Below are 13007 nucleotides of genomic sequence, written 5' to 3' on the forward strand. Positions count from 1 at the left end.
ATCAGTCGCTACCAAACAGATCGCGGGTATAGACCTTATCCGCCACGTCAGACAGCTCTTCCGCCATCCGGTTGGAGATGATCACATCCGCCTCTTTTTTGAAAGCATCCAGATCGCGAACCACACGTGAATGGAAGAATTCATCCTCTTTCATCACTGGTTCATAAATAATAACCTGTACGCCCTTAGCCTTAATACGCTTCATGATCCCCTGGATGGAGGAGGCACGGAAGTTATCCGAGCCGCTTTTCATGATCAGACGGTACACGCCCACCACTTTCGGGTGACGCGCCAGAATGGAGTCGGCGATAAAGTCTTTACGCGTCCGGTTGGCATCCACAATGGCAGAGATTAGATTGTTCGGCACGGATTGATAGTTAGCCAGCAGCTGCTTGGTATCTTTCGGCAGGCAATAGCCGCCATAACCAAAGGACGGGTTGTTATAATGGTTGCCGATACGCGGGTCGAGGCACACGCCTTCGATGATCTGACGGGTGTTCAGCCCGAGGCTCTCTGCGTAGCTGTCCAGCTCGTTAAAATAGGCAACACGCATTGCCAGATAGGTATTAGCAAAGAGTTTAATGGCTTCCGCTTCTGTCGCGTCCGTGAACAAAACGTCAATGTTCTTTTTAATTGCGCCTTCCTGCAGCAGCGCAGCAAAACGTTCCGCACGCTCTGAGCGCTCACCAATGACGATACGGGACGGGTGCAGGTTATCGTACAATGCCCTGCCCTCACGCAGAAACTCTGGTGAGAAAATGACATTATCGATACCCAGCTCTTCTTTGATCGACTGAGTGAAACCAACAGGAATAGTCGATTTGATGATCATCACGGCATTCGGATTGATTGCTGTCACATCCTTAATCACCGCTTCGACGCTTGAAGTATTAAAGTAGTTCGTCTTCGGATCGTAGTCGGTTGGCGTGGCAATGATGACAAAATCGGCCCCGCTGTAGGCATCAACTTTGTCCGTGGTGGCCCGGAAGTTTAACGGCTTGTTGGTCAGGTACTCCTGGATCTCTTTATCTACGATTGGGGAGATCTTCTGGTTCAGCATATCAACTTTGGCCTGCACGATATCCAGTGCGACCACTTCATGGTGTTGCGCAATCAGGATCCCGTTTGAGAGACCCACATAACCTGTTCCGGAGATTGTTATTTTCATCGAGTTAACTTCTTTAGATTAAGTGTCCGGGAGCGACTACCGCCCCACCGCAATAAGCAACTTTTGGGGTTTTTACCGCGTATGTCGAGTTGATGTCAAGGCGAATGGCTGGCTACAGAAAGGCATAAATACAGTAGTTTATGCTGCAGTCTGGCATGTCGGTTGAATCAGACGAGGCAATGCAGGGTATTACGCATAAAAAAAGCCCGGTGATGTTCACCGGGCTTCGCTACATGACTGAGTTAAATCAGATTAATCCAGCCACTCGGTGTGGAATACACCTTCTTTATCAGTGCGTTTATAGGTGTGTGCACCGAAGTAGTCACGTTGCGCCTGAATCAGGTTGGCAGGCAGCACGGCGGCACGATAGCTATCGTAATAAGCAACGGCTGCAGAGAAAGTTGGAACCGGAATACCGTTCTGTACCGCATAAGCGACGACATCACGCAGCGCCTGCTGGTAATCATCGGCGATCTGCTTGAAATATGGTGCCAACAGCAGGTTAGCGATGTTCGCGTTTTCAACGTAAGCATCGGTAATTTTCTGCAGGAACTGAGCACGGATGATGCAACCGGCACGGAAGATCTTCGCGATTTCGCCGTAGTTCAGATCCCAGTTGTTCTCGTCAGACGCAGCGCGCAGCTGAGAGAAGCCCTGAGCGTAAGAGACGATTTTACCCAGGTACAGCGCACGGCGGACTTTCTCAATAAATTCCGCTTTATCACCAGCAAGTTTCGGCTGTGGACCGGTCAGCACTTTAGATGCTGCTACACGCTGCTCTTTCAGAGAAGAGATATAACGTGCGAAGACCGATTCAGTGATCAGGGACAGCGGCTCGCCCAGATCCAGGGAGCTCTGGCTGGTCCATTTACCAGTACCTTTGTTTGCCGCTTCATCAAGGATCACATCGACGAGGTATTTACCGTCTTCATCTTTCTTGGTGAAAATGTCTTTGGTGATGTCGATCAGGTAGCTGCTCAGTTCACCGTTGTTCCAGTCGGTGAAGGTTTGCGCCAGCTCGTCGTTAGTGAGATTCAGGCCGCCTTTCAGAAGAGAATAGGCTTCAGCAATCAGCTGCATATCACCGTATTCAATACCATTGTGAACCATTTTAACGTAATGACCCGCACCATCCGGACCGATGTAGGTCACACACGGCTCACCATCTTCGGCAACGGCAGCAATCTTAGTCAGGATTGGTGCCACCAGCTCGTAAGCATCTTTCTGGCCGCCAGGCATGATGGATGGCCCCTTCAGTGCGCCCTCTTCACCGCCGGATACACCGGTACCGATGAAGTTGAAGCCTTCAGCAGAGAGCTCACGGTTACGACGAATAGTGTCGTGGAAGAAGGTGTTGCCGCCATCAATGATGATGTCGCCTTTTTCCAGATACGGTTTCAGGGAGTCGATGGCAGCATCAGTGCCAGCGCCAGCTTTCACCATTAACAGGATACGACGAGGCGTTTCCAGGGATTCAACAAACTCCTGAACGGTATAGAACGGAACGAGTTTTTTGCCTGGGTTTTCAGCAATCACTTCTTCGGTTTTATCACGAGAGCGGTTGAAAACGGAGACGGTATAACCGCGGCTTTCGATGTTCAGCGCCAGGTTGCGCCCCATCACTGCCATACCGACAACGCCGATCTGTTGTTTGGACATTACTTACTCCTGTCAGGATAGTGACTGCGACTTACGTACTATTTGAACTTTATCTACAGTTATGGATGAGTAATAACTTTTATAAAGTAACTTCTTAAGAATGTTTTTTTACTCATGTTGAATATTTATAACGTTTGATTAATTCAAAAGCAAGAGCTCTTTGAATTTTTCAAATCCCTAAAACCTCGATGCCTGCTCGGAAATTATCTTTTATATACTTCTGCGTACTGTTTGACCATACGCTCTTTGTCAAACATTTTATAGGCGTAGTTCTTTGCATTAATTCCATACTCTGATATGAGAGAAGGCTTTTCCAAGAAAATTAACATAGCCTGTGCAAGTTCCTTCTCGTCGCCTGTATAGAGTATACCTGAATGTCCGTCAATGATAACTTCTGGTACACCTTCAACGGCACGGGCAACTGACGGAATGGAAAAATTGGCAGCTTCTACAAAAACCAGACCAAAAGCTTCCCATTTTGAAGGCTGGCAAAGTACGTCAACATCATTGAGAAAAGTATCTTTATCTTTAATCCATCCGGGCATCGCGATAATATTATCAAGATGTAGGTAACTAATTAATTTCTTACATTCTTCATAGAGCTCCCCATGACCTGCAAGCGTGAATCGCGCCAGATTTCCGAAGGAAACATTATCATAAACAATTTTGACAGCCTTAATAAATTCAAGCGGGTTTTTTTGCTCATCTAGCCTAGCAAAAAATGCAAAATGTATTTTATCTTTTTTATTTTTCGGTATCGGTGAAAATTTAGAATAATCGATCCCATTATAAATCACCTTACTTTTAACCAATGGGTAATAGGAAGTATAAAATTTATTAACAGTAATATTATGATGCCCGAACAGCGTCGCGAAATTCTCAATTAGATAATAAAAACAACGCTTACTCAACCCCTCTTCCTTGTGAAAGGCAATACCATGAACGGTGTGAACGATATTGGGAACACCTGCACATCGGGCAGCGATTCTGGCAATTATACCAGGCTTGGTTGAATTAGTATGAACAACATCGAACTTATGTTTTTTAAAGATTTTATATAGTTCTTTAAAGCAGATGTAATCATGCAGACCGATATTTCTACGCAAAGAGGGCACAATAATCACATCAACACCACAAGCCTTAAACCTTTCGATAAATTGATCTATCTCATTTTGGTTATCATTTTCACCACAAATAACAAATTTTTGTATTTCTTTGTCCCTTAGGCCATCAAAAATATCCAGTGAAATTTGCTGTACGCCAGACATTTTTGGTATAACTTGTACATGCACTAATTTCATCGTTTGCCTTTGTTTATTAACGTATCACTCCTAATTCATTTCCATAAGGAGTAAATCTGAGAAAGCAGCACATTACGCCACTATAATATTCACTGCGTCTTCGCTCTTAATTATATTGCAAAAGACTTTCTCGATGTGAAAAGATTAGTCACATAAAAAAGATTCTTAAGTAGATAGCTTTTTAAGATGGGCAAGCGTATTCTCAACCAATTTAGCGGCAGCGGATGCACTACTGCTTTCCGCATAACAGCGCAGCTCAGGAGCATTACCCGACGGACGCAAATGGATCACGGCATCATCGCAGGAGGTAACTCGCAAGCCATCGGTAGTATCCACACTTTTGATGCTCAAGCTAAAGCCAATAGAATGCATAAAAACGTCCGGGTTCTGTTGGGCATCGGCAATGATTTGTTTGCTCAGCGCCGTGGGGAAGTTCTGGATGCGGTCTGAGTGGGTAAATCGCTGCGGCAGGTCCTCTAACAGATGCGACATCGGAATCTTTGCGGTCACTGTGCTGACTAAAAGCATCAGAAACGGCAACACGGCATCGCGAGTAGGCAGTGCGGTAATCTTATTATTACCAAACGTAATATCGCTACCGAGTAAAAACCCCCCGTTAGCTTCAAACCCGGCGATTCGCGCGTAATCGGCGCTTAAATCGGCAAAAGCCGCAATGACATAGGGTGAACCAATTTTTGTTAACTCGACATGCTTAAACAGGCCGGATTTAGCAATTGCGGTGTTACAGCTAACCGGAACAGCTAGGGCCTCAATACGCAGCGCCTTAGCACAAAGTAGACCTAGGATATCGCCTCGCAACCATTCGCCCTGTTCATCAGCGACCAGCGGACGATCTCCATCGCCATCAGTTGAAAAAATAGCATCGAGTTTAAGCCCGCTTGCCCATTTCAGGGCTTTCAATTTATCTTCTTCTGCGACTGCTTCGGTATCGATAGGCACAAACTCATCGCTTCGGCCAAGTCTAATCACGTCAGCCCCGAGTTGGGTCAGCATTTTGGCATAAAGATCGCGTCCAGCACTGGTGTGCTCATAAACACCGATACGCTTGCCTGCCAGCGTATCGGCAGCAAAAAGAGAGGTATAGCGCGCCATGTAGTTTTCGGCGGCCAGTGACGACGCCGTCAACTCAGGCAGAGGTAGGGCAATGTTAAAAGCAGACTCGCGCTGTAAAATGCCAAGCTCATCATCTTTGGTAATCTCACCATCAGGACGGTAAAATTTTAACCCGTTGCGATCGAATGGGATATGGCTGCCGGTGACCATAATGGCCGGGATTCTGTCTTGTAAAGACTGGTTGGCCAGCGCAGGCGTTGGGATCACACCGTAATAGACTACTTCAAGTCCTTTATCAGTTATGGCCTGAGCGCACGCCTGGGCCATAGTATAGCTGCTCGGGCGGTTATCAATGGCTAATGCGACCGTATCAAACGTAAAATCTTCCGCCATAACATCAACAAAAGCGTGAACAAATGCTGCACACACTTCAGGTCTAAAATCTACGACCAGCCCTCGTGCGCCGCTGGTTCCAAACGCAATATGACTATTTTCGATTACATGCTTGGAATTTAACATTATTTTTCATCCTTAATACGGCCATACTTATCATCAAAGCGCACGATATCGTCACTACCAAGATAAGTGCCGGACTGGATTTCAATCACTTCTAACGGCACCTTGCCAGGGTTTTCCAGCGTATGAACGACGCCTATCGGAATAAACGTTGACTCATTTTCTGATACCAGGAAGACGTCATCACCCCGCGTGACCTTGGCTGTTCCGGCCACAACGACCCAATGCTCCGCACGATGGTAGTGCATCTGGGTAGAGAGGCGCTCCCCTGGCTTAACGGTGATGCGTTTAACTTGGTAACGCTCCCCCCGATCGACAGAGTCATAGCGCCCCCAGGGGCGATACTCTTCTCGGTGGGAGATATGCTCGCTGCGGTTTTCACGTTTAAGGATGTCAACAACCTTTTTAATATCCTGAACCTGATCCTGTTTCGCAATCAGTAGTGCGTCTTTCGTCTGTACGATAACCATATCCTCTGCGCCAATTGTGGTGACCAGCGCGTTTTCAGCATAGACATAGTTGTTGTTGCTGTTGTGATAGATCACATCACCGTGAGTAACGTTGCCATTGTCATCTTTGGTAGAGATGTCCCACAACGAACTCCAGGAACCGACGTCACACCACTGTGCATCCATTGGCACAACGACGCTGTGGCTGGTCTTTTCCATCACGGCATAATCAACCGAGTCATCCGGGCAAGCGGCAAAAACTGCTTCCTCAAGTCGGATAAAATCAAGATCGATGGATGCACCCGCCATCGCAAGCTTACAGACGCTAAGGATGTCAGGGCGGAATTTTTCCAGCTCCGCCAGATAGACGCTGGCTTTAAACATGAACATTCCGCTGTTCCATAGGTAGTGCCCGTCACGTAAATAGGCTTCTGCAGTAACCAGATCAGGTTTTTCAACAAATGTATCAACCTTGTAGACCGACTCGGCAACGGCCTCGCCCTGACGTATGTAGCCATAGCCGGTTTCAGCCCGAGAGGGCACAATACCGAAGGTTACCATTTTGCCTACCGCCGCCTGAGCCTGCGCCTGGATTACGCTGTTACAAAACGCACCGATATTCTGGATGATGTGATCGGCAGCCAGCACCAGCATAATAGGATCATCATCGTCTTTTAGTGCATGCAGCGCCGCAAGGGCAATCGCCGGGGCCGTATTGCGTCCGACAGGCTCAAGAATAATGTCGAAGTCACTAATTCCCGCCTGGCGTAGCTGTTCTGCAACAATAAAGCGATGCTCGTTATTGCTGATAATCAACGGGATACTACATTCAAGGTTATCAAGCCGCAATATGGTAGCCTGCAGTAAAGATGCATCTTCCACTAATGATAGAAACTGTTTCGGGTATAGAGAGCGTGAGAGCGGCCAAAGACGCGTGCCTGAACCGCCAGCCATAATGACAGGTAATATTTTCATATTAAGCTCCCTCTACTACCTTTATAAGATAATTAACCATTTTGAACCTAGTGTAATGCTGTGTGAAATTTTCTGGCACGAGTACATGTCGACCTTCTAGCACATGGATATAACGGCACACAAAATAGCAAAGCTCCCGCTTTAGCTTTGTAATGAGAGAAATATTTTTTTAAAATAATCTGCGCAGGCACTATCTGAATAGTATTGTTCAAAAATGCTGCGAGTTGATGATGGAACCGAACGAGTCCTTCTTATTTTTTTAACTGCAGCTACGTACTCATCTAGATTATCACAGCTTATTATATCAATAGCATTGTTATTAAGCGCTTGCTCATAGCCGATTAAGGTAAAGGCCGAAGCGATCACTTTTTTATTATATTTAAATGCTTCAGCAATTTTCACTTTCATACCGGCACCGGTATAGATCGGCGACAAAATGACGTCAACTTGTTCATAAAAATCCGCCAGCGACTCAACATAACCATACGTCTTTAGATTTTTTTGATTAAGTTCAGATGCGTAACCATCAAAACCATTACCTGCAATGATGAACTCTATATCCATGTCGTTAATAAATATTGGGGCAATTTTTTGTGAGATATACTTAGCTGCCTGAGTATTGGCAAAAAATGCACTACCAATAAACCCAACGCGGAAAGGTCTATCATGAGTAATGGAAGCACCACGTGTAACCTTTTCCACATTGGGCTCGTCAACAATACAGACGGGCACACAAAAATCTGCTTCACGGTGATAGAGGTTTTGAAGACGCTTTGCATCCGCCTGATGAAGCATAATAATAGTATCGCTATATTTCGCTGCTTTCTTTTCAGCAAATAGGGTTGCAATCAACGAAGGAAAAAATTGTAGCTTACCACTTTTTAATCTAGCTACCTCAAAATCGATTTCGATATTATGAAAGAAGGTAACTACTCTTATTTGCGGATACGTACGTTTGCACCACTCGGCAAGGATACCTAGCATACTTGAATCTAGATAGATTATATTAGGCTCATATTCATCTACAATTCTTTTGATTTCATTAAAGATTTTTTTATTTAATCTACCAGCGTATCCAAAAAAATTATTAAGTGCCGTTTGTATCTTTGACGATTTAGCGACTAACTCCCAACCATAGATGCCCTCTTTTCTTCTAACTACCGCAACGTCTTTAACTTGTAAAAACTCATTAGCTTTAAGCCCTTTTAGATTTCCACGAGAAACAATGCTTCCACCGTAATTGGATTTTTCAAGCGACATTGATATATACAATATTTTCTTCATAATCATTACATACCGTTATTATTACATACCGTTCACGAATTTTTTTTTATATAATTTACAACAATAAATGGTAAAAGGAAGGTATAAAGTACCTCCATATTAACGGCCAATAAAATTGACAATAAAGAATACCATAGCGTCACACGGATCATGATTTTTTGATAATAAGTGGCATTGCTTGATTGAATATCTTTAAATGCATTTCTATATAAAATGGAATAGAAAAAAACAGCAAAAAAGCCGCTTTGTATTACAGAAAATAGTATTCCCGATTTAGCCGTTAGGTATTTACCCGTAGCAACCATTTCCGTAATCTCTGTCATATTTAAGGAGAAGGGAACAAAGCTATTAGCAAAGGCGGTAGCTACTTCCAGAGGGGTGGCATACCAGGCGGTATAATTTCCATAGCCCTCACCTAAAGGATAGTAGAACAAACTAAAGATAGACCATAGTGATGTAATTAGGCGTGTGCTGACGCTGGTGAAATTATCAATATCAACGGCGAAGGCAGGCAATACCTTGTTCAGCAGGATATAGAGCATAACACCAGTGACTGGAACAAGAACAATTAGTGATTTCAGTTTCTGCATTAAAGTCATATTGAAATAAAACACAAGAAACGCGCCAAGCATCATCAACATTAATGAGGACTTGGAACCAATAAGCAAATTTCCTATCAGTAGTGCGCTCCAAAGTATGAGCCTGACCATGCTAACGTTGCTAAGCGTTATTGCCAGTAACAAGAAGATATTAAACGTAAAAGCCGCTATTGATGGTTCAGGTGATAATACCCGGAGGCGAGATCCAACCTCATATCCTTCCATGCTCAAATGGAATGGCGCGAGTACATTTGGCATGACAGATTCGACAGCAATAATAGTTGTTAGGAAAAAGGCAATTAAAATAATAGATTTTGCTAAAAAACCCCACGATACCGATAACAGTGCATAACATGCACAGTAAATCGTCAAGAAATAGAATAAATAATAAGATGAAGCAAAGAAATGCTTGTTAAGAACAGATGCGCCATATGAATTTAACATAGTCCCTTTAGCAAAATAATAATAAATACATTGAATAAATGATATACTAAAGGTTAACAAAAAATAAACTATGAAAAGGCGACTATATTTATCTAAATAGAGATGGAATTTATTACCAATAACAAATAACGCAAACATTATTAACGACACTGCCCACATAGGACTGGCTCCCAGTGTGCCTAAAAATTGCTGTAAGGGCAAATCGTTTAGTGTCATTGCCATGAGTATGAATAGTAAACACAGAGAACTGAATCCAGAATATTTTCTGCCTGAAGCGCTTACTTCAATAATATTGGTATTCATTAATTAATTTCACTTATCATAATTTATGGCGCTTGTAAAAAGTGTAGAACTTGTTGCGTAGCGAGTTATAGATTCTGCTTAGTTTATCTTGGTAGATATCGTTGACATCAAGATCGTTCTCCAGCGCCTTATGAGTCAGTAACTTTTCATTAATGATAGCTTTGAGCTTAAACATTAGTATTGCTGAAGATGTTGCACCCGCCTTATACCAACCATTGCCATTAACAGGAAAAAGCCAGTGACTTAGATGCTGGTTAAGGTTGTCCGAGAAAAAAGGCACATCTACCTTACGCTGTACTAGGCCACTCTCGATTTGAGCGATGCGTTCGTCACTAATAGCCGAGGCACTGTTAAAAGGAAGCAGCTTATCGATATTTTCCATTCGACTTATGAAAACATAGGATGAGATCCATGCGGATAATGGGAGCTCGTTAACATAAAAGACCGCACCGGTACTGTTTAACTCGCCGTAGAACCCATTGCAAGTGCAGTGTGCTATTGTCCTGCGGTAGAGTATTCTGTCATAGAAAGTGAAGAAGCGATGGTGGCAGAAAGTATCATTCATAAACACGATAATATCATCACATCGTAGCGTACCTTTTTCCGCCAGAAATTTATAGCCTTCATCCCAGGCGGAAAATTCACCGGCTACGTTGCTGCCTCTAAGCCACTGAATATTATCTTCAGGCTCGTTTGGAGGGATAAGCTTGCCGCTATTGTCTACAAATAAAACATGAAAATCAGTTTTATTAAAAATAGAAAAAATTGCTTTCTTAACTTTTTCAAAATATTGCGGATAATAAAGAGCAACAATGACATAAATTTTCATGGTTTTTCTATCATAAAAAATAATAAATTCAACACTAATTCTATGGACACCAAAATTTCTACTATGCAGCATAGAGAAAATCTGTATAGTGGACACATTCTATAATAATTATAGTTTCAAGACTATTCCAGACTCAGAGCGCGGAAGTTCGCTGATGAATATTGAGATATTCTTTCATTTATTATTCCCAAACATTTATCCCCATATTGCTTTCAAGCTAATTAGTTTGAAATAAATGTAAGCACCGTTTAGTTAGTGGATGCAGTTTTTCTAACACAGCTTAAATTCCTAACTGCATTTACTCTCTTGCCGAGAAAAATATTTATTATTTAAATTTTCCCAATTTATTCTTCTTGTAATCAAAATATCCTTTGACAGTATTAATTATTTTCTGCCATTTATCGCTTTCAAAAAGCATTATGCAAATTAAAAGATAAATGTTGTCTTTTATATATCTACGCGTGTATTCTGGATGTCTTTTTTTTACAACTAATCGATTGCGAATAATATAGTATTTTCTTACTGGATTGTGATGCATTACATGAAGTTTATGACCAAATATAAAGCTATGTATTTTACTATTCCCTAACGAATGAGCCATGCGCACATCCGAAAGTAAATAAATATTATAGTTAGCCTTGATTAATTTAAAGCAAAAGTCATGATCTACCTCATCAATAAAAAGTTCATCATCAAAGCCGCCGACATAATTGTAGGCTTGAAGATTAACGATATTTCCAGAGGTAATGACTTTCTCTACAAAGCCATGGGGTTGCAACTCAGATGTTCTTGGTGCAACTATCGCTATATTATTATGCTGTTTTATTGTAGCTTCAAACTCATAAATGAACTTTGTTATTTCATGCTCAGGAAAACTTGAGTCCTGATCCATTGTCATTACCCATTCAAATCCATCTTCAATCGCAGATAAGCAGCCTTTATTTAATGCTGAAGCAATACCAACATTGTTGAGATTTGGATAGTATTTGACCTTTTCCGCTGAAAAGCCAGAGGTAATCAATAAATCAGAATTATCACTTTCGGAATTATCGATTATATACACTCTATCTACATGAGCATAATAAGATTTAATGTTAGATAATTCATTTCTCGATGGATTGTACCAAACAACTACACAGCTTAGAGCAGTCATTATAATTCGCTCCATATCTTTCTAACTTTATAAAAAATTATCAACATAATTAATACTTCAGTAATCAAAACAGATATAGCTGCACCTTCAGCCTGATAATAATATATAAGTGGAAATATTATTATTGTATTAATGACAGCACCAAACCAAACAATTGCACTAAATGCTTTTTTCATACCCATAGTAAGCATACCCTGCACGCCCAGAACATTACTTATGCTAATAATGAATACTAGTGGCGATATTAATTGCAGTAAAATAATGGCCTCAGTGTATTCTTTGCTATAAAGCATGAGTATTATATTTTCTGCAAAGATGAACATTAACAATGAAATAAATAATGCAACCGCACATTGTATTCCAAACAAACCTTTAATTAATCTTATTGCATTAGATTTATTAGTTGACATTAGTGCACTTATTCTTGGATAAAACACCTGCGTAACCGGCCCCATCAATCCTTGAATAGCCTGCCTGATTTTGTCAGCAGCTACATACTGTCCAACTGTTTCCGGTTTGGTCATAAAGCCTAAAAAGACTGGAATGCTATTTATATACAGATTGCCCGCAATATTTGATAAAAATATATGCCAGCCCCCTTTCAATGCCTCATTAATCTGTTCAATATTGGGCTTACGAAAATCAACCCAACGTTCAAGGTATACAATAATTAGGCTAAACAATGTAGCCAATACAATCCCAGAACTTGTAATTAATGCAGCAACCCAAGCATCTTGCGGTGTATGTACGAGTAAAAAGGTAGCAGGCACTGTTAAGAAACGGGCTAAGATATTATATATCGCCATTCGTCCCATTTTCTCCTTCCCCTGAAAAAGCCATGAAGGTAAAAATGCCATTCCAATTACACTTACAAAAGATGCAAAAACAATATCATCATGTTGTTTAAGAAGCGGCACAAATTGCGTAGCAATTAACAATAAAATTGCACTTAATATTAATAGCGAAATTTTACAGTAAATGACCGACCAAAAGATTTCACTCACTTTATCTTTATTATCTTTATGAACCGCTATCTCTTTGGTAGCTGAAAATTCGAATCCATATTGTGTTAATAATATGAAATATTGAATCAATGCCAGTGAAAATCCTAAATTACCATAACTCGTGGGCCCTAAGACTCTTACGAGATATGGAAGTGTAACTAGCGGTAAAATGTAACCAACACCCTGAACTAAAAACAGAGATGTGATGTTTTTTAAAATCGATTTATCCAAACTTTAAAGCATCCTGAT

10 protein-coding genes are annotated in these 13007 nt (G+C 41.7%); all 10 read right to left on the reverse strand.

The features are described 5' to 3' along the window. Position 1: 1 nt before the first annotated feature. The 10 genes from ugd to FHC51_RS19755 all read right to left on the reverse strand — a co-directional run bounded on the left by ugd (position 2) and on the right by FHC51_RS19755 (position 12989). Positions 2–1168, reverse strand: coding sequence for a UDP-glucose 6-dehydrogenase (gene ugd, locus FHC51_RS19710; protein WP_103822486.1), 1167 nt, complete (start codon positions 1166–1168; stop codon positions 2–4). 252 nt (positions 1169–1420) lie between these two features. Continuing rightward, entirely contained in the window at positions 1421–2827 is a 1407-nt protein-coding gene (gndA, locus tag FHC51_RS19715; protein ID WP_220436399.1) for an NADP-dependent phosphogluconate dehydrogenase, read from the reverse strand. 203 nt (positions 2828–3030) lie between these two features. Next, a complete protein-coding gene (locus tag FHC51_RS19720; RefSeq protein WP_220436400.1) occupies positions 3031–4128 on the reverse strand; it encodes a glycosyltransferase family 4 protein in 1098 nt (365 codons plus the stop codon). Positions 4129–4293: 165 nt separating this feature from the next. After that, the gene (locus tag FHC51_RS19725) at positions 4294–5721 is read right to left on the reverse strand and encodes a phosphomannomutase (protein WP_220436401.1); all 1428 of its coding nucleotides are present in this window, start codon (positions 5719–5721) and stop codon (positions 4294–4296) included. Then, the gene (locus tag FHC51_RS19730) at positions 5721–7142 is read right to left on the reverse strand and encodes a mannose-1-phosphate guanylyltransferase/mannose-6-phosphate isomerase (RefSeq protein WP_220436402.1); all 1422 of its coding nucleotides are present in this window, start codon (positions 7140–7142) and stop codon (positions 5721–5723) included. Before FHC51_RS19730 ends, FHC51_RS19725 begins: the two co-directional genes overlap by 1 nt. A 141-nt stretch (positions 7143–7283) precedes the next feature. Then, positions 7284–8432 carry a glycosyltransferase gene (locus FHC51_RS19735; RefSeq protein WP_220436403.1) on the reverse strand — a complete coding sequence of 383 codons (1149 nt, stop codon included), beginning with the start codon at positions 8430–8432 and terminating at the stop codon, positions 7284–7286. A 26-nt stretch (positions 8433–8458) separates the two neighbouring features. After that, positions 8459–9772 carry a hypothetical protein gene (locus FHC51_RS19740; protein ID WP_220436404.1) on the reverse strand — a complete coding sequence of 438 codons (1314 nt, stop codon included), beginning with the start codon at positions 9770–9772 and terminating at the stop codon, positions 8459–8461. Positions 9773–9788: 16 nt separating this feature from the next. Continuing rightward, positions 9789–10601 (reverse strand): hypothetical protein, encoded by an 813-nt coding sequence (locus FHC51_RS19745; protein WP_220436405.1) that lies wholly within the window; start codon positions 10599–10601, stop codon positions 9789–9791. A gap of 325 nt (positions 10602–10926) precedes the next feature. Beyond that, entirely contained in the window at positions 10927–11754 is an 828-nt protein-coding gene (locus FHC51_RS19750) for a glycosyltransferase (RefSeq protein ID WP_255584927.1), read from the reverse strand. Further along, entirely contained in the window at positions 11754–12989 is a 1236-nt protein-coding gene (locus FHC51_RS19755) for a flippase (RefSeq protein WP_220436407.1), read from the reverse strand. The genes FHC51_RS19750 and FHC51_RS19755 overlap by 1 nt, the downstream gene beginning before the upstream one ends. Positions 12990–13007 lie beyond the last annotated feature (18 nt).

The organism is Leclercia sp. EC_58 (assembly GCF_019584355.1).
Taxonomy (GTDB): Bacteria; Pseudomonadota; Gammaproteobacteria; order Enterobacterales; family Enterobacteriaceae; genus Enterobacter.